We start from the raw sequence: 16,958 nt of genomic DNA, 5'->3' as shown, positions 1-16,958 counted from the left end.
GACCGTAGTTTTTAGACTGCGGTCTTTTTGCGTACATATTTTTATTTTAAAAATCTTGATTTTTTAGGGTAAGATAACTTCCAATCTTCAAATTCTTCGTCTGTTATCTCATCGTTATAATGCTTTTTTCTCATTTCATTCCATTCTATTAGAAAATAAAGGAATTAATTCAATTACTCAACTCGATGATCTAATCAAAAAATCTGCTGATGATAGACAAGACTTATTAGATAAAATAAAGAAAATTGAAACTGAGATGAAGAGTTTATCCCAAGATATGGAAAATATAAATACTATTAATAAGTATCGTGAAATATATAAATACCACAACAAGAATCCTAAAGATAGGCAATTTGAAGAAGAATATTATAGTGAACTTTCCGTCTACAAAATAGCCGCTAAAAAATCTTAGAAAACTATAAAAAACTACCAAACACAAAAGAAGTACTAACCAAACTCGATAAATTGCAAGAAAAAAAGAACACCCTCATGCAAGAGTATTCTTTGAATAAACAACAATTTTCTGACCTTGTTCAGTATAGGAAAAACTATGAAAATTATTATGGAAAGGAAGTGGAGAGATAAAAAGCTATAAGCGGATATGCCTATAGCTTTTTTAAGATTATTTACAAATTTTTACTCTAAACTTATTATTTTACTTAAAGAGATCCTACTAGATGACCTACAAACATTGCTATAGGAAGTAATAAGATCAAAAGGATATTTAATGCCATAAACAACTTATCCTTTTCTTTTACACCAATTATTAAACCTATTAGTCCAATAATCGGGCAGACAAACATTGATGTGAGCCCAGTTGGTCTTAGACTTGTGCAGCGTTCAAATATATCTACTGGAAGTAGGCAAGAAATCACAAATATTACAAGTCCTAGTAAAAAAATCTTCTTACTTAATTTTTCTTTCATAAATACTCCTCTCTTGTGTTCAACTTATTAATCTTTCAACATAATCGATTTAATCATGCTTTTAGCAAAAATGTAGTTTCAGTTCCAAGAAACTGATTTTCATTGTATTTAAATCATATTATTTTTCAAATATCATTTTGAATTTTTAGCTCATTATCTACTCTTCCGTTAATTATATAGCGTCTATATTTCGATTTCAGCTAACCTTTGATATATTCATGATAAGGATACTACCAGTATTCATATATTTTTAACCATTCTTCATATTGCCAAAAATCCTCCTATTAGATCAACTCTAAATTTTTATGAAAAATTGACAGCTTGTTAAAGTTGTGTAAACTTAAGTAAAAGTCTATTACTTAGGAATGGATAAACAAAATTACAATCTTTTATCTAATGGTATTATTTAATTATAGAGAGTAAATCTCCTTAACCTTATCAACTAATGATTTTACCTTTCCATCAGAAATAATTCCTTTAAAGTTTTCATTATTCGCTATTGCATCTATATAAAAGCGAACAATCATATCGTCACTTCTATTTGGATTCGTAGATAATAATAAATTTTCATCAAGCCATTCACCTATTTGATTAAAATACTCATCGTCTCTTATCTTAAAGGCTTTTTCCTTGTTTTCTACTATCAGGCTGAGTAATTTTTCTACATATTGACTAGCGAGTTTTGGGTTATTATCTTCAATATAATGGGTCGCCAAGGATAAATAGAAATTTAAAACGATAGAAATATTTATTTCAATAAGATTAAAAGTTTCTATTAAATTCTCTACTCTCTCCAATGTTTCTGCCCAATCGTCATTATGCAAACTACTCTTCATCATAAGAAGGGTGATTAAATCAATTACGTTCTTATAAATCATTATTTGTAGTTTTTGATCTACTTCATTTTCCTTCTTTGTTTTTAAATAAGCTGAAGCCACCAAACAATCTTTAGATATAGATAGCATGTCAGAAGATGGCAAAATATTTAGTGCTTCTTCTGATTTCCCTAAACTAATCAGGCAAGCTGCCCTTAAACTCAGTGATTTATCTTTAAGTATAGAATCTTTCGAATCCTCACACACTCTCTTTAATATATTATTTGCGTATTCGAGATATTCCTCTTTCTTTACATCATCAGTTTCTAAATCACAATGGTTCAAAATAAACAAAGCCATATAGTATAGTAGTTCAAAGCAAGAATAGTATTGTTTTATTTTGATTTTTATATCTTTTACGATACTATCCATATCTGTATCAGTGACACGATTCTCTAAGTCTATATAAAATTTTTGTATTTGAGTTGAAGATAAATCTGGGTCATATCCTATTAATTCATCCACACTTATATTAAAGAAAGTGGCAAGTTTTGGTAGAAGTAAAATATCTGGATGGCTTTGACCTGTCTCCCATTTTGATACGGAAGCCTTTGTTACCATCATGAATTCTGCTAATTCTTCCTGAGTTAGGCCTCTTTCTTTTCGCTTCTGAAGAATATTTTCTCCAATTTTTAGCATTCTATTTTACCTCCTAACTGATTTGTTTTTTGTTTATTATAGCAATCGAAATTACGATACACAGTATAAGCAAAATACTGCCCGTAATAATCGGTACATAGTAGTCATCATATCCTATTCCTTTTATAAGGTTCACAGGCTTTCCTATCAATGCGATGGGCATGTATTTAACAATTTCATCTCGAATAGATAATATAAGTTGAATTACAATCCCAGCTGTCGTTAATATTAATGTACCTATAACATTTCCTGAAATCACTCCAGCTAATATCTCTAACGATATTAAGAATAATCCAAATATAAAAGGAAGCAAGGCTGCCATAAGTATATTTCTAATAGGAAATGAAATCCCGAAAAAGTACTTTGTGTAGAAATAAGTTAGTATAAATGAGCAAAAGTAAGCAATAAACCACAAAATAAAATTATAAAAAATTTTCGATATCACGACTTGATACCTTGGCAGACCCTTAGATAACAAGTTAATCAAGGTTCCCTTTTGGAATTCATTTGCCATTTGAGTACTTAATATAATGGCTAATCCAAACATACCTATCTGACTAATATTTTTAAAGAATTGTGTCCAAGAATCAATTTCTGATGGTGGTGCTACGTTAATATCTATATTTCCTGTCGCTATGGATTGAAGTATCATGGGAGTTAATTTAGCTGTCAAAGGACTTATTAACCCAATAAACAAGAACAGGATAAAGGTAGAAGTCATTTTTTTAGTCCTTGTACCTTCAATAGCTTCTTTCTTTAAAAGAGATAAAAATATCCTCATGCTTTCGTCACCTCCAGAAAAATATTTTCTAATGTAGGTTCTTCTATTTTTAACTCTACAGGAAATATGTTTAACTTATATAGCTCATATAAAATATCGAGGTCTTTTAGTTGATTGTCTTCGTCTGTTAAGTATAGAGTATCTCCTTTTTCATTTGTTAACAGATTTGAAAATTTATCTAGTGACTTAAATGCCTTTAGTTCTTCTTTCGACTTAAATCTGATTTTAATTGTGTTTTTCCTCTTTATATTTTTAAGTTCATCTATTGAACCTTCCAGTACATTTTTCCCTTTATCAAGCACCACAACATGATCACAGATTGCTTCAACATCTGATAAAATATGTGTGGAAAAAATAACAGTTGTAGAGTCTCTTATCTTTAATATAATGTCCAATATCTCTTTTCTTCCAAGTGGATCTAGGGCAGAAGTGGGTTCATCACATATTAATAATTCGGGACTATTTAACAAGGCTTGGGCAATACCCAAGCGTTGTTTCATGCCTCTAGAATAGCCGCTAATCCTTTTATTGACATCTCTTAATCCCACCAATTCTAAAAGTTCCACACTCTTGTTTTTAATTTCATTTTTGCTAAGACCAGTTATAGCCCCACATAGATTCAGATATTCCTTTGCTGTCATATAACCGTAAAATTCAGGAACATCTGGAAGATACCCTGTAAATCGATTGGTTTTTGACTGACCAAAACTTACTTCTTCTCCAAAGACTTTAATGGAACCTTCATCCTTTTTCAAGAATCCTAAAATCATTTTCATTGTCGTAGTTTTTCCAGCACCATTTTTGCCTAAAAACCCAAAGATTGTATTTTCAGGAATCGACATGGATAATCCATTAATAATCGTATTTTTACCAAGAGATTTGTGAAGATTGTCAATTTTTAGCGCTTCCATTATTCGTCCTCCCTACCTATTGTTAAGTATAAGATAGGTCCAATAATTTGAATAAAAACAACTATTAAAATCCACATAGTTCTGCTTCCAAATTTATATCTATCGTGTTTTAAAACATGACTTAATGAATAGATCATAAGTGCAATTTCTAAAATAATAATAGGTATAAGTATCGGCAAGTATTCTCTAATAATATCTGGCATTTTTTAACCCCCCTTTATTTGTATATATCATATGATTTTACTTAATCAACCGTCAAGAAACTATTAATTAACTTATCCTATTTTTATCAACTACAAGTAAACTTTTCTTAAGTATTTATTGTTGAAATTCATTTAACATATTCTTAAAAAAATACTTATAAGAGTTCTTGTAACCCCCATAAAACATTGATTCCAATACTTTTATAATCTATTATCTTATTTTTCCGTCAATATTACAGTTTCCACATATTACGTCATTATACAGCCTATATACATATAAAAAATAAAGGCAGTCCGAAGACTGCCGATATTTATCTCTCTGTTCCTTTGCTATGTTCTTTCTTATTTGACTTAGCTTTGTCATCTGTCTTAAAGCTTTTTATTTGCCCTAATATAGACTTTTTATCCTTATCTTGATCCTTTACTTTTTCTTTTACTTTTAAGAGCTTAGAAGACAAAATACGAGCATTTTTATGTTCTTTTCAGTTATTATCAATGTTTATATTTAGTCCAAATACTTTAACAAAATTTCCTCGTTTTAGGTTTCTAAATCTTTTATCTTATATCCATAGGCTGGATAATCACCATGAAATATATTTAGATTTAAGCCCTCAAAGCAAAAAGTAAAAATGAAGTAAATTCGAAGTGACATTAATTTAAAAACTTGATAAACAAGCTTAAGAGATATTATATTAAAGCAATATTTCTCCGGTACTGGGACTGGGACGGGACTAAAAATCTGAAAACGTCCTATAATTAGATGAATTTAGTGATACACTAAAAAATAGAATCTAGTATTTTGAACGGTTCTGGATATATCGGACGTTTAGAAAAGAAGAATGGGAATAAGGGGAGAAGCAAAGGATAGGCACAGGCCTATCCTTTTTTAATGCGTATTTGTATTAAATCGGCCTATTTTAAACTGCGTATTTGCAATTCAGTCCATCCTCCGCTTTAAATAGGCGTCGGTGGGCTTTTTCTTTGCGAGCCAGCCGCGAAATAACCCGCCTTGAAGAAGGGAGGCGATAAAGAAGAACACATCGGCGACGACGATAAAGACAAAGGCAGGCAGGAGGATGCGGGTGTATTTTGTGCCGAAGTCTTTTTGCCTGCGGATGTGCCGCGCCAGGGAGATGAGCTCGAGAAGGGCGGCGGATGCCAGGGCGCCGTTGATGAGCAGGTTTAAAAGAAAGTTTTCTGCGGGCTCTTTTACGATCCAACGCCCCTCGGCGAGGTAGCCCGCAAAAATGAGGATGAGCATCAGGAAAAATTGCGCCGCCAAGAGGATTCGAATGACGTTGAGCATGACGCCGCCGCCGATGCCCAGCCCGCCCATAAAGGAAAAGCTGCAGGCCGCGGAGAAATTTTCCATGATGGCCATGAAGGGCGCGTTTTGCCGCCCTTCGATAAAGCCGTTGTTTACGACGACCCAGACGCGTGGATGCAGATCTTCTTCCTTGGCGAACGCCTCCAGCGCCTCCAAAAAGGCCAAGACGTGGCCGGGCACGCCGTCCACATAAAGGGGCATGGCGAAGAGCAGATTGTCCGCACCTTTCAACTCATCCAAAATAGGGTCGTAGCGGGAAGGGACCGCGGGGATCGCCACAAAAGTTTTTTCGCCGCCAATAAAAAGAGCCGCAAGTTTCAGGAGGAAGGCCGACGCGCTCAGCCGCTTCTTCGGGCTGCCGCAGAGCAGGACCGTCTTCATGTCAGCGCCTCCTTCACATCGTCCGAGGAGGGGAAAAAGTCCACTCGGTGGCGAAGGTAGCCCTCGTTTACGGCATTGTTTGCGACGAGAAGCCGCCAGGTCGCCTTTTCCTTTTCCGTCACGGGTCCGTAGACGGAAACGAGAAAGACGTCTTTTTTGCCGTAGCGCAGGCCGTGGTGCATCTTCCCGCCCCGATAGGTGGAAAGGGGCGTGGAGGTGCCGATGGCCCGGTCTAAAAGGATCTTCACTTGGGGGCTATATGAGCCGTAGCAATTTCTCGTAACGATTATCAGCGTGTCCGCCTCGCCGAGCACTCGAGCAATTTCCTCGAGGGAATCCTTATAGTCGCAGCGGGCCGGGTGCTTCGTCCAGCAGTGAAAACAGCCCTTGCAGGGCGCGTACCTGCCGTCGGCTACGATCACCTTATCTGCGGCGAAGCTCCACTCCGCGCCGATCATGTCGTGAATCAAAAGTTTCATGGATCGTCTCCTGCACAAATTACGAAGGATTACATAAATCCAGTATACATCCTTCGGAGGCGGTGGCTCGTTAAATTTGTGTAAATTGAATTTTGAAGCGTGGCCATGAAGTGGTTCGAGCGTGGATAAGAAAATACAGTGTTTCACTTACAGGGTCTTGTTTGTGACGCTACGTTATGATGTATAGTAAAGCACAGGAGGTCGATCGACGTGACAAAACATCGAAGCATACCGCCGGAGTTCATGACGGTGGGAGAGGTGGCAAAGAAAATGGGCGTAACGGTTCGGACGTTACAGTATTATGACAAGGAGGGCCTATTATCTCCTTCTGCGGAAAGTGAGGGCGGAAGGCGGCTTTATACGGACAAAGATCTTGTTCGCCTCCATCAAATAAAGGCCTTAAAGTCCTTGGGTTTTTCATTAGACGCCATTAAGCATCGCTTGATTTCTCTGGAGACCCCGGAGGATGTGGCTGCAGCTCTCGCGGATCAGGCGGATAGTATACGGGAGAAAATTGAGTTGCTAAAGGCTTCTCTGACATCAATCGAGCAGTTGCGGGAAGAAGTATTGCAAATGCAGACGGTCAATTTTAAAAAGTATGCAGACATCATTGTGAATTTGCAAATGAAAAACGACTCATACTCCCTTATCAAACGCTTCGATGATGAGACCCTCGATAAGATTCGCAATCGCTTTAACAAAGAAAGCGGATTAAAGTTTATGGATCGCTTGAATCGCTTAAGCGATGAGATCCTCGCCCTCCAAGAGGCGCAGGTGCCTCCGGAAAGCGAGCGGTGTCAAGAGGTTGTGGAAGCGTATTGGGAATTGATCATGGAATTTACGAATGGCGATATGACGATGCTCCCGAAACTCATGGAGATCGGCACCATCGACACGGCGACCAATGCCTGGGAAGAAAGACAAAAAAAGATAAACGACTACCTGGAGCCGGCTCTGAAAATTTATTTTTCGACGCCGGGGAAAGATCCGTTGCATGGGGTGAAAGAATGAATCGTGCGATCGACGTTCGTGGATTAAAGAAAAGTTACGGAAAGAACCAAGTGCTCAACGGGTTAAGTTTTTATATCGAAGAGGGCGAAACCTTCGCCCTCCTCGGCGTAAACGGCGCGGGAAAGACCACGGCTTTGGAGTGCATCGAGGGCTTGAGAAGCTACGACGGCGGATCCATCGACGTGAAGGGCAAAATGGGCATACAATTGCAGTCTTCATCTCTGCCCGCCCATATAAAACCCATGGAGGCCGTCGGATTGTTCTCAACATGGAGCCGATCGAAACTGGATCCGGCCACCCTCGATGCGTTGGGCATACAGAATATGGAGAAAAAACAATACGGCCAATTGTCCACGGGACAAAAAAGACGGCTGCACCTGGCCCTTGCCATGATCGGCGACCCGGACATACTCTTTCTCGACGAGCCCACGGCGGGCCTGGATGTGGAAGGCAGGGTTTCACTGCACGACCGGATTCGTAGACTGAAAGCACGTGGCAAGACCATTGTTTTGGCCAGTCACGATATGGCGGAGGTTGAAAGGTTATGCGACCGTTTGGCCATATTAAATCGCGGCCGGATCGCTTTCTGCGGCACGGTATCGGAACTTACAGAAACCATTGGAAAAAAATACCTCATCCACATAAAAACCCGAGACGGCGACAGTACCTACGAGACGGACACCGTTGAAGATACATTGATTTCCCTACTTCAGGATTTAAAGAAAAAGGGTACCCATCTTTTGGACATAAAAGTCGATCGCGGAACATTGGAACAACATTTCATCGAAATGGCAAGGGGGAAAGAAGAATGAGAGGTTTTTTATACGGCATCGCCTTGCAGTGGAAGTTGGATATGCGGAGCAAATCCCTCTTGGTAGCCTGTTACATTGTTCCGTTGATATTTTTCCTCCTTATGGGCGGCATCTTTACATCCGTTATGCCGGAAATGGAAAACACCCTCATTCAATCCATGATCGTCATGAGTGTTTCCATGGGGGCGTTTATCGGCATGCCGCCGTCGCTCATTGAGACCTACGGAAGCGATATTAAAAAAATGTACAAGGCAAACGGTGTGCCCGTATACTTGGGCCTTATTACCACGTTGGTTTCAGCCTTTCTTCATCTCTTGCTTACCGGGATCGCCATCGTTATGCTTGCGCCGATTTTATTTGATGCGACCTTGCCTTCGGATCTTCCGGCCTTCTTTCTTGCCTTGGCCATCTATATTCTCGTGTCTTTAAGCATAGGAAGTGTTTTAGGATTAACCATAAAAAGTCAAGCGAAATTGACTATGGTCGCGCAACTGGTTTTTTTGCCATCGATCATGCTGTCGGGCATTCTGTTTCCCGGTTCGCTCCTTCCCGATGGTTTGGAAAAAATAGGGCGAGTCTTTCCTGCACCTTGGGGTTTTCAGTTGATGCTGAATCACGGATTCTGCTATGACAATCTACGGTACATGGCCCTTCTCTTTATTTTGGCGGTCATTGTCTGTGGCATCGCCGTAAAAAAACAAGCAAAAAACTAGTTTAAAACGCAATAAAAAATCGAGTGCGCCCACGCTCACTCGATTCATGATTTTCAGCGCGCCTTCGGGCGCTTTTTTTACAAGCCCAATAGATTAATCAACAAGGGCATCACCACGGAGGCGATAATGGCGTGAAGGCCGATGGTTAAACCGCTCATGGCGCCTTCCACTTCCCCCAGGGTGATGGCGTAGCTGGTGCCCACGGCGTGGGCGGCGGTGCCGATACCCAGCCCTTTGGAGACAGGGCTTTTAATCCCGGCAAGCTTGATGCAGTAGGGCGCGATCACGGCGCCGACGATGCCGGTTAAGATGACAAACAGAACGGTAATGGAGACAATCCAGCCCATTTTGCCGGAAATTTCCATGGCGATGGCGGTGGTGACGGATTTCGGAATCGATGCCATAACCACCTCTTGGGGCACGGCCAGCACATTTCCCAAGAACACCACAAAGAGCACGACAAAGACGCAGCCCACGGTCACCGATACAAGGACCGGCACCAAGTATTTAACCAAGGTGTCTTTTTGTTTGTAAAGGCTCACGCCGATGACGATGGTTTCCACCGGGGAAATCACCATTTGAATCATGGAGCCGCCGGCCTGGTAATTTTCCAGGGGTATGTCGAAGACGGTAAGGACCAGGATAATGGCGATAATGGAAAACAAAAGGGGATTTAATATAGGTGCATGTAAGCGGGTACTGAGATTCGAAAACAAAATAAAGAACAGAATCGAAAGAACCAGCCCGAAATAAGGGGTTTGGGTGATGAGATCAAGCATCTTTTTTTCCTCCTGTCACTTTTTCCTGCAGGGCGATAATCACGTCGCTCACCTTTCCGGTGACCATCATGGTGGCGCCGGTAGAGATCACGATAATCACGACGATTTTAAGCCATACGTCCATGGAAAATTCCGAGAAATATTCCATCACGGCCACGCCCACGGGGATAAACACGATGGCTAAGTACTTGTTGGACAAGTGGATCACGTCTTTTAATTGATCCAATTTGACGATTTTGAATTCCAGCAAGAGGAATAAAATCAAGGCGGCGATAATCGTACTCGGGAAGGGAAAGGGCAGCAGGCCGGAAATCACTTGGCCCAAAAGCGCCGTCCCGAACATGACGAATAATTGGAATAACACGTTTTCACTCCTTACTTAGTTTTTTAAATAACATAGCGCCTCTAATATATAAAACAAAAGGATTTATTACAAGGCAAAAATAAAAAATTGCAGAAGTATAAGGTATTTACCGCACAATTATACAAAGCACTGAATTTATCGAGGCGAAAACGACAAAATTGAGCGGGAAAAGATGGAAAAACGAACGCAATGTATTAAAAATAATGTATGCCGCACCCCGTGGATCGACGTTAAAACGAAAATCAGGTGAAATAAAAGCCTTTCTCCGAGTAAAAAGGATTTTAAAAAAAATATCGGGTATACATCAGAGCATAATTAAGAACATGTAAAATGAGGGGGGTAGTTATGAAACGTGAATCGAATAAGGAAGGCGGCTTCCATTACGCCTGGGTTATTTTAATCGTGGCTATGATGGTCCTCGGGGTCTATGTGCCGGTGGTGAATTCCCTGTCCAACACCTGGCAGATCGCCGTCACCGAAGATCTGGGCTTTTCCAGAACGGCCTTTTCCTTTACGGGCACCATTACCCAGGCCGTGGGGATTTTCCTCGGGCCCGTGGTCTCCGTGTTTCTCACGAAATATAATTTCAAGCGCATTTGGACGGCGGCGGCCATCGCCTTTGCCGCGGCGGTGTTCGGGTATTCCTTGGCGCAAAACAAATACCAATTTTACGCCCTGGGCCTCGTGGTCGGTGCCGCCTACATTACCACGGCGCAAATTCCCATGATGATGCTTATTAACAACTGGTTCTCGGACAAAAAGGGCCTGGCCACTTCCATCGCCGTCTCCGGCATTTCCGCCGGCGGCGCCCTGTTGAGTCCCTTGGTCAACGGCCTCATCGCCAATGTGGGCTGGCGCATGTCGTACCGGGTTTACGCCATGATCATTCTGGCCCTGGCCGTCATCTTCGGCGTCTTCTTAATCTATCTTAAGCCGGAAGATAAGGGCATGAAGCCCTACGGCTACAAAGAATCCGACGACCTGCCCGCGGATCCCGCAAAGGATACGAACAAATCCTTAAACGTCGGCCTTTCCATCGCCGCGTCCATGTCCTGTAGCTTCTTCATCTTCCTGCTTTTGGGCTCGATGATGAACGGCCTGGCCAACGGCGCCTCCCTGCAATTTCCGCCGGCACTGCAAGATGCGGCGGGCTTTCAAACGGCGGGCACCGTCGTATCCATTTATCTCATTCTCGGCGTTTTCGGGAAACTCCTCTTAGGCCGCATCGCCGATAAATACGGCATCTACCACGCCCTCTTCTTCGGCGCAGCCACCTTGGCCTTGAGCTTTGTGGCCATGCTCTTTGCGCCCTTTGCGTGGGGGCCCTGGCTCGTGGCCGTGGTCTTCGGATTCGGCCTGGCCCTGGGATCGGTCCTTCCGCCCTTGGTCACCGCCTCCATTTACGGGCGCGCCATGTACGGCGAGGCCTACGGCTTCGTGCAATCCGCCACCCAAGTGGGGGCGGCCTTCGGTCCATTGCTCGTATCCTACATCTTCGACGCCTCCGGCAGCTACTACATCGCATGGATCATCAACGTCGGCTTTGCCCTGCTCACCGGCTTCCTGTGGCTCCTCGCCCATAAAAAGGCCGAACCCTTCGCCGGAAAAACAGAAAAATAAAGGAGACAGCCATGAAACGACACCTAAAAATCTTACAAGAACTGATTCAAATCCCCTCGGTAAACGACGGGGAAGAAGAAGTGGCAAATTACATCGCCGGGCTCTTTAAGGACTATAAAACCATCGAAACAGAAATCGTAAACTCCTATCCCGGGCGGGATAATATACTCGTGAAGCTGAAAGGCACCAGCCCCGGCAAAATCTTTGCCGTCTCCGGCCACCTGGACGTGGTGGAAACGGGGGATGGATGGACCCATCCGCCCTTTGAAGGCGTCATCGAAGGCAACAAAATGTACGGCCGCGGCACCTGCGATATGAAAGCCGGCGTGGCGGCGGCTTTGGCCATGATGCTGGATCTCGCCGATGAAGGCGCGGACTTCGCCGGAGAAATTTGGTTTATCGGCACCGTCGGCGAAGAAGTGGGCATGCAAGGCGCCCTGGACTTGGTGGAAGGCGGCTACCTGGATACGGTCGACGGCATCGTCATCCCCGAGCCCACCAAGCGCGACGGCGAAAACCAAGCCATCTTCGCCTCCAAAGGCTCCATCATGTACACCATTCACGGCCAAGGCAAAGCCGCCCACTCCTCCATGCCCGAGCTTGGCATCAATGCCATTATGACCGCGGCGGAATTTATTCAAAACACCCAGAAACAATTCGACGAAATTACAAACAATCCCGACTACCACAACGACGAGTTGGGCGCCACACTCAATGTCTTTTCCGTCATCGAAGGGGGTCGACAATTCAACTCCGTGCCCGATCACGTGGTCATGAAAGGCAACGCCCGCACCGTGCCGGAATACGACTCCGCCCGCGCTGTCAAGCTCCTTCAAGCCGCCGTGGATAAAAACAACGAAAATCCCGACAACGCCACCCTCACCCTGGAACTGAACCAAGTGCTGGATGCCGCCGAGGCGAAAAAAGACACGGCCCTCATTCGCGCCCTGAAAGAAGCGGGTAAAGACAAAAACATACAGGTTCGCCCCCTCATCGGCACCTGCGAACTCTCCCGCTACATCCATCTGCCTCAGGACGTGGACCTCGTGGTCTACGGTCCGGGCCTCACGAAAATGGCCCATAAAATCGACGAATACATCGAAATCGACGAATACGAAGACACGATCCGCATCTTTAAAGACATGGCGAAGATCTTTACCCAAAGCAAATAAGACGAAAGGCACAGACCCCGCGGTCCGTGCCTTTTTTGCGGCCTCAACAAGGAAAAACAAGAGAATTGTAAATGGATAAATGCCATAAAAACGATGGAAAACTATCACATCACCTGATATGATAGGAAGGGTATAGAAAAGGACGGTGGGAGATGAAGGGTTTAGGAAAATTCTCCGAAGAAACAGGCAGTCAGCGCCGTCTGTCTCCTTTTGGGGTCCGCATAGTCCAGGCAAGAGATGTTATCTTTTGATAAGATAGCTTCTTTTGCCTGTTTTTATTTTATGGAAAACTGATTTAGGATTGAAGGAGAGCGTATGAAAAAGGTGCACGCAAAGAGAAGTTGGATCTTCTTTGTGGTCTTGGCCCTGGTCCTCGTATTGGGCAAGACCCCTGTTTTCGCTGCGACGGAGGTCAGTGACTTTGCAGGATTAAAGGCCGCAGTGAATAGAGGTGATAGCAGTATTACGATTACAGGCAACATTATCGTGACGGAAACCTTGGAGATAAAGAAGGATGTGACGATTTCCGGGGACCCAAAGAATCGTCCTAAATTAATATTGGCTGATGGTTTCTCCAAAGACAGGTTTGCCGAAGGCGGCGCCATTAAGATCGAGGATTCGACGCTGACGATCGACGGTACATCTTTCATAGACAATCACTTGGATAGCTCGGTCACAGATGGCGGTCGCTAAGGGGGCGCCATCGAAGCGACGCGAACGAAAGCAAAGATCGACAACGCGCGCTTTACTATTTTGGGACCCTTCAATACAGGTGGCGGCATAAAGTTTGAAGACTGCTCCGAGGCCTCTGTTAACAACTCTAGTTTCACGTTGAGGAGTGGGAAGGGCACAGTCGGCGTGGCCGGCGGGGCCATTACCTCGGAAGGATCGAATTTAACCATTGATAACTCCGCTTTTAATACAGGCAAGGGATCTTACGTTCAAGAATCCGGCGGCTTGATTCAAGTGGTGGGAACGGGCGAATTCCATCTTCGACGTGCCCGCAGGCCACTGGGCCCAAGGCGCCATCGACTCCGCGGCGGCCAAGGGCTGGGTCACGGGCTATCCCGACGGCCGCTTTAAGCCGGAGCGCAAAATCACCCGGGCGGAAGTGGTAAACATTACGAACAAGATGTTGGACCGCTTTGCCGACAAGGATTTCGTCCGCAGCCATCTTTCGGAAATGATTCAATTTAAGGATTTGATCGAAGCCCATTGGGCTTATTTCCCCATTATGGAAGCCACCAACAGCCACGAATTGATTCGCCGTGGCGGTCAAGATGAACTTAACCGCGCTAACGAAAAATGGATCGCCATTTTACAAAAGCGGGCCGCGAGATAATTTAAATTTTCCCCGAAGTCGGAGCTCCTCCGGTTTCGGGGATTTTTTTGCGGGGCTTTGTAAATTTCCCGTGGAGTGCGCGAGAAGAATGTGTTTCCTCCCTTTTCCCGGGCGAAGAGTTTGCTATAATAGGCTGTGGAGGAAACTATGAAATTTTGTGCAATCGCCAGTGGCAGCAGCGGCAACTGCCAATATATAGAAACGAACGAAAAAAAGATTTTAATCGACGCCGGCTTAAGCGGCAAGGCCATCGAGGAAAATTTGCGGGCCGTGGGGGTGGATCCGTCGGAACTGGACGGCATTTTCGTCACCCACGAGCACAGCGATCACGTGAAGGGCGTGGGGATTTTGGCCCGCCGCTATGGGCTGGATGTCTTCGCCAATGAAAGCACGTGGATGGCCATGGCCAAGACGATTAAGCGGGTGGACGATCACAAGCGCCACGTCTTTCAAACGCAGCAGCCTTTTTCCTACGGGGACATGGACATTGTGCCCATGGGGCTGTTTCACGACGCCGCCGAGGGCACGGGCTATGTGATTCGCTCGGGGGGCAAGAAGCTTTCCGTGCTCACGGACACGGGCTGGGTGAATACATCCATGCTCGAGAAGATGAGCGGCAGCGATCTCTATTACATCGAGAGCAATCACGACGCGGAGATGCTTCAAACGGGGCCCTATCCCCGCATATTGAAGGATCGAATCGCATCGACGCGGGGCCATTTGTCCAATGAACACTGCGGGGAGCTTTTGACGGGGCTCTTGGAGAAGCGGGGCGAGTACGTGGTGCTGGCTCATTTGTCTGAGGAAAACAACCGGCCCCTCTTGGCGGCGCGGGCGACCCGGGAAATTTTGGCGGAGCACGCCATTTACGAAGGTAGGGATTTTATTTTGGAAGTGGCCAAGGCCAAGGCGCCTTCCCGCTTCATCGAGCTCTAAGGAGGACTTATGAAGATTCTTTTGACCAACGACGACGGGTATTTTGCTCCGGGCATTCAGGCCCTGGCCAAGGTGTTGGCCGAGGAACACGAGGTGGTGGTGATCGCGCCTGAGGAAGAGCATTCCGGCCAAAGCCACGCCATTACGATTAAGCATTCGTTGATCGTGAAGCCTGTGGAAATCGAAGGGGTCGACGTGGAAGCTTACAGCGTGAGCGGCACGCCGGCGGACTGTGTGCGGGCCGGGCTCGACAAGATCGTGCCCTGGAAGCCCGATGTGATTTTCTCGGGCTGCAACGCGGGCTACAACGCGGGCATGGACATTATTTATTCCGGCACGGTGAGCGCCGCCATGGAAGGGGTGCTTTTGGGGATTCCCTCCGTGGCCGTCAGCGCCCGCTGGGTCAAGGGGCGGTGCCGCTACGACACGGCGGCCTCCGTGGCGAAAAAGATTTTCGACAAGGTAAAGAAGCCCTTCCTCTCCTCGGCGAAACCCATGGTGTTGAACATCAATGTGCCTTATTTAGACGAAGACGAATTAAAGGGCCTTCGCGTGGCGGAAATCGGCGACAATGCCTACGACTATTACTTCGAAGAGGAAGTCGACGGGGAACGCCGCCTGTCTCTCAAGGGCCGAAGCACCATGGAACACGCTCCGGGCACGGACCGCTACTATCTGGAGCGAGACTTTGTCACGGTGACGCCGGTAATTTACGGCTTGGCGGATGCGGAGGAGATGGACCGATTGAAGAGTTGGTTGGATGACTAGAGCCCTGTCGCGAAAGGGGAGGGCCAATCTCATGCTCCTCGCCCTGGCCATGATCTGGGGCGGCTGCTTTGTGGCGGCGAAGATCGCCATGGATAGTTTCGACGCTTATTTTATTATGGTGCTGCGCTTTCTGGTCGGCTCTCTTGTCCTGTGTTTGCTCTTTCCCAAGGATAGAAAAAAGATCGACAAGACCACGGTCATCGGCGGGGCGGAAGTGGGCTTTTTGTTGGCGACGAGTACGGCTTTTCAAATGGAAGGCTTACGGTACACGACGCCGGCCAATCAGACCTTTATTCTCGTCATTTACGTGGTGCTCGTGCCCCTTTTGCGCTTTCTCATCGCCGGGATTCGCCCGGGAAAAAACATTATTGTGGCGGCGGTTCTCACCGTATTCGGCGTGGGCTTTTTGACCCTGGGCCCCTCCCTGGTTTTAAACCGCGGCGACGTGTTGAGTTTTATTATGGCCATTCTTTTTACTGTAGAGATTTTACGCATCGACCACTACATGCCCAAAGTTGAAAGCGCCATCGCCTTTACCATGGTGCAGCTTTTCGTGGCGGGGGTGGCGTCCATCGTGCTCTTTTTCATTTTCGGCGAAGGCACGGTCATCGCTCCCGTGACCCACAAGACCCTTTTGGCCATGGGCTACATCGTGCTTTTGAACACGGTGGTGGCGTTTTATCTGCAAAACGGCGCCCAACGGGACGCGAGTCCCGACGAGAGCGCCCTGATTATGAGCACGGAATCTCTTTTCGGTACCTTCGCCGCCTATTTTTTCGCCGGCGAGGTCTTTTATCCGAAGAAGATCCTGGGCTGTGCTTTGATCCTCACGGGGCAATTCGTGTCCCAGGCTCTGCCCGCCATTCGAAAAATCAACGGCAAACGGCGGGTTCCTATGTAAAAAGCGTGAAATTTATTG

At 45.2% G+C, this 16,958-nt stretch carries 19 protein-coding genes and 2 pseudogenes; 11 read left to right on the top strand and 10 right to left on the bottom strand.

Annotated features, from left to right (window positions below; translation table 11 throughout):
• Positions 1-41: 41 nt before the first annotated feature.
• Positions 42-164, bottom strand: a pseudogene (locus OCV31_RS09710) (helix-turn-helix domain-containing protein); the annotation flags it as partial.
• On the opposite strand from OCV31_RS09710, the pseudogene OCV31_RS07830 reads away from it, so the two are divergent.
• Positions 143-585: pseudogene (locus tag OCV31_RS07830) on the top strand (relaxase); the annotation flags it as partial. The pseudogenes OCV31_RS09710 and OCV31_RS07830 overlap by 22 nt on opposite strands.
• A 74-nt stretch (positions 586-659) precedes the next feature.
• Here the strand turns inward: OCV31_RS07830 and OCV31_RS07825 are convergent.
• From OCV31_RS07825 to OCV31_RS07795, 7 genes are all read right to left on the bottom strand, one after another.
• Entirely contained in the window at positions 660-926 is a 267-nt protein-coding gene (locus tag OCV31_RS07825) for a hypothetical protein (protein ID WP_004837776.1), read from the bottom strand.
• Between the two features lie 410 nt (positions 927-1,336).
• A complete protein-coding gene (locus OCV31_RS07820) occupies positions 1,337-2,440 on the bottom strand; it encodes a helix-turn-helix domain-containing protein (RefSeq protein ID WP_148474068.1) in 1,104 nt (367 codons plus the stop codon).
• Positions 2,441-2,453: 13 nt separating this feature from the next.
• Positions 2,454-3,221: an ABC transporter permease gene (locus tag OCV31_RS07815; protein ID WP_148474066.1), complete on the bottom strand. Its 768-nt coding sequence runs from the start codon at positions 3,219-3,221 to the stop codon at positions 2,454-2,456.
• Positions 3,218-4,132 carry an ABC transporter ATP-binding protein gene (locus OCV31_RS07810; RefSeq protein WP_148474064.1) on the bottom strand — a complete coding sequence of 305 codons (915 nt, stop codon included), beginning with the start codon at positions 4,130-4,132 and terminating at the stop codon, positions 3,218-3,220. Before OCV31_RS07810 ends, OCV31_RS07815 begins: the two co-directional genes overlap by 4 nt.
• The gene (locus OCV31_RS07805; protein WP_004837780.1) at positions 4,132-4,335 is read right to left on the bottom strand and encodes a PLD nuclease N-terminal domain-containing protein; all 204 of its coding nucleotides are present in this window, start codon (positions 4,333-4,335) and stop codon (positions 4,132-4,134) included. The genes OCV31_RS07810 and OCV31_RS07805 overlap by 1 nt, the downstream gene beginning before the upstream one ends.
• A gap of 937 nt (positions 4,336-5,272) precedes the next feature.
• Complete coding sequence (locus OCV31_RS07800; protein ID WP_148474062.1) at positions 5,273-6,043, bottom strand: hypothetical protein; 771 nt, start codon at positions 6,041-6,043, stop codon at positions 5,273-5,275.
• Positions 6,040-6,522, bottom strand: coding sequence for an NAD(P)H-dependent oxidoreductase (locus OCV31_RS07795; RefSeq protein WP_148474060.1), 483 nt, complete (start codon positions 6,520-6,522; stop codon positions 6,040-6,042). Before OCV31_RS07795 ends, OCV31_RS07800 begins: the two co-directional genes overlap by 4 nt.
• A 210-nt stretch (positions 6,523-6,732) precedes the next feature.
• On the opposite strand from OCV31_RS07795, the gene OCV31_RS07790 reads away from it, so the two are divergent.
• Genes OCV31_RS07790 through OCV31_RS07780 form a run of 3 tightly spaced genes read left to right on the top strand, consistent with a single transcriptional unit; the run spans position 6,733 to position 9,058 of the window.
• Positions 6,733-7,533 (top strand): MerR family transcriptional regulator, encoded by an 801-nt coding sequence (locus OCV31_RS07790; RefSeq protein ID WP_267303889.1) that lies wholly within the window; start codon positions 6,733-6,735, stop codon positions 7,531-7,533.
• Positions 7,530-8,345 (top strand): ABC transporter ATP-binding protein, encoded by an 816-nt coding sequence (locus OCV31_RS07785; protein WP_148474058.1) that lies wholly within the window; start codon positions 7,530-7,532, stop codon positions 8,343-8,345. The genes OCV31_RS07790 and OCV31_RS07785 overlap by 4 nt, the downstream gene beginning before the upstream one ends.
• On the top strand, positions 8,342-9,058 hold the full coding sequence (locus OCV31_RS07780; RefSeq protein WP_148474056.1) for an ABC transporter permease: 717 nt from the start codon (positions 8,342-8,344) through the stop codon (positions 9,056-9,058). Before OCV31_RS07785 ends, OCV31_RS07780 begins: the two co-directional genes overlap by 4 nt.
• Positions 9,059-9,135: 77 nt before the next feature.
• Here the strand turns inward: OCV31_RS07780 and OCV31_RS07775 are convergent, their stop codons facing one another.
• Both OCV31_RS07775 and OCV31_RS07770 read right to left on the bottom strand, forming a co-directional pair.
• Entirely contained in the window at positions 9,136-9,837 is a 702-nt protein-coding gene (locus tag OCV31_RS07775) for an LrgB family protein (protein ID WP_148474054.1), read from the bottom strand.
• On the bottom strand, positions 9,830-10,201 hold the full coding sequence (locus OCV31_RS07770) for a CidA/LrgA family protein (protein WP_267303888.1): 372 nt from the start codon (positions 10,199-10,201) through the stop codon (positions 9,830-9,832). Before OCV31_RS07770 ends, OCV31_RS07775 begins: the two co-directional genes overlap by 8 nt.
• A gap of 345 nt (positions 10,202-10,546) precedes the next feature.
• Here OCV31_RS07770 and OCV31_RS07765 point away from each other — a divergent pair, with 345 nt between their 5' ends.
• From OCV31_RS07765 to OCV31_RS07735, 7 genes are all read left to right on the top strand, one after another.
• A complete protein-coding gene (locus OCV31_RS07765) occupies positions 10,547-11,821 on the top strand; it encodes an MFS transporter (RefSeq protein WP_148474052.1) in 1,275 nt (424 codons plus the stop codon).
• A gap of 11 nt (positions 11,822-11,832) precedes the next feature.
• Positions 11,833-12,993 (top strand): ArgE/DapE family deacylase, encoded by a 1,161-nt coding sequence (locus OCV31_RS07760; protein ID WP_148474050.1) that lies wholly within the window; start codon positions 11,833-11,835, stop codon positions 12,991-12,993.
• Between the two features lie 315 nt (positions 12,994-13,308).
• Positions 13,309-13,686 (top strand): hypothetical protein, encoded by a 378-nt coding sequence (locus OCV31_RS07755; RefSeq protein ID WP_148474048.1) that lies wholly within the window; start codon positions 13,309-13,311, stop codon positions 13,684-13,686.
• A gap of 304 nt (positions 13,687-13,990) precedes the next feature.
• Positions 13,991-14,335, top strand: a complete 345-nt coding sequence (locus OCV31_RS07750; RefSeq protein ID WP_267303887.1) for an S-layer homology domain-containing protein — start codon at positions 13,991-13,993, stop codon at positions 14,333-14,335.
• Between the two features lie 147 nt (positions 14,336-14,482).
• Positions 14,483-15,271, top strand: a complete 789-nt coding sequence (locus OCV31_RS07745; RefSeq protein ID WP_148474044.1) for an MBL fold metallo-hydrolase — start codon at positions 14,483-14,485, stop codon at positions 15,269-15,271.
• A gap of 9 nt (positions 15,272-15,280) precedes the next feature.
• Positions 15,281-16,039, top strand: coding sequence for a 5'/3'-nucleotidase SurE (gene surE / locus OCV31_RS07740; protein ID WP_148474042.1), 759 nt, complete (start codon positions 15,281-15,283; stop codon positions 16,037-16,039).
• On the top strand, positions 16,032-16,940 hold the full coding sequence (locus OCV31_RS07735; RefSeq protein WP_108832157.1) for a DMT family transporter: 909 nt from the start codon (positions 16,032-16,034) through the stop codon (positions 16,938-16,940). The genes surE and OCV31_RS07735 overlap by 8 nt, the downstream gene beginning before the upstream one ends.
• Positions 16,941-16,958: the final 18 nt, after the last annotated feature.

It is taken from the genome of Aedoeadaptatus acetigenes, from assembly GCF_025566985.1.
Lineage (GTDB): Bacteria > Bacillota > Clostridia > Tissierellales > Peptoniphilaceae > Aedoeadaptatus > Aedoeadaptatus acetigenes.
This window is presented reverse-complemented; position numbering and strand designations above follow the sequence as displayed.

Bases quoted from the DNA above. Each gene is read 5' to 3' on its own strand.
- OCV31_RS07825 (WP_004837776.1), bottom strand. From the start codon at position 926: ATGAAAGAAAAATTAAGTAAGAAGATTTTTTTACTAGGACTTGTAATA.
- OCV31_RS07820 (WP_148474068.1), bottom strand. From the start codon at position 2,440: ATGCTAAAAATTGGAGAAAATATTCTTCAGAAGCGAAAAGAAAGAGGC.
- OCV31_RS07815 (WP_148474066.1), bottom strand. From the start codon at position 3,221: ATGAGGATATTTTTATCTCTTTTAAAGAAAGAAGCTATTGAAGGTACA.
- OCV31_RS07810 (WP_148474064.1), bottom strand. From the start codon at position 4,132: ATGGAAGCGCTAAAAATTGACAATCTTCACAAATCTCTTGGTAAAAAT.
- OCV31_RS07805 (WP_004837780.1), bottom strand. From the start codon at position 4,335: ATGCCAGATATTATTAGAGAATACTTGCCGATACTTATACCTATTATT.
- OCV31_RS07800 (WP_148474062.1), bottom strand. From the start codon at position 6,043: ATGAAGACGGTCCTGCTCTGCGGCAGCCCGAAGAAGCGGCTGAGCGCG.
- OCV31_RS07795 (WP_148474060.1), bottom strand. From the start codon at position 6,522: ATGAAACTTTTGATTCACGACATGATCGGCGCGGAGTGGAGCTTCGCC.
- OCV31_RS07785 (WP_148474058.1), top strand. From the start codon at position 7,530: ATGAATCGTGCGATCGACGTTCGTGGATTAAAGAAAAGTTACGGAAAG.
- OCV31_RS07780 (WP_148474056.1), top strand. From the start codon at position 8,342: ATGAGAGGTTTTTTATACGGCATCGCCTTGCAGTGGAAGTTGGATATG.
- OCV31_RS07775 (WP_148474054.1), bottom strand. From the start codon at position 9,837: ATGCTTGATCTCATCACCCAAACCCCTTATTTCGGGCTGGTTCTTTCG.
- OCV31_RS07765 (WP_148474052.1), top strand. From the start codon at position 10,547: ATGAAACGTGAATCGAATAAGGAAGGCGGCTTCCATTACGCCTGGGTT.
- OCV31_RS07760 (WP_148474050.1), top strand. From the start codon at position 11,833: ATGAAACGACACCTAAAAATCTTACAAGAACTGATTCAAATCCCCTCG.
- OCV31_RS07755 (WP_148474048.1), top strand. From the start codon at position 13,309: ATGAAAAAGGTGCACGCAAAGAGAAGTTGGATCTTCTTTGTGGTCTTG.
- OCV31_RS07745 (WP_148474044.1), top strand. From the start codon at position 14,483: ATGAAATTTTGTGCAATCGCCAGTGGCAGCAGCGGCAACTGCCAATAT.
- surE (WP_148474042.1), top strand. From the start codon at position 15,281: ATGAAGATTCTTTTGACCAACGACGACGGGTATTTTGCTCCGGGCATT.
- OCV31_RS07735 (WP_108832157.1), top strand. From the start codon at position 16,032: ATGACTAGAGCCCTGTCGCGAAAGGGGAGGGCCAATCTCATGCTCCTC.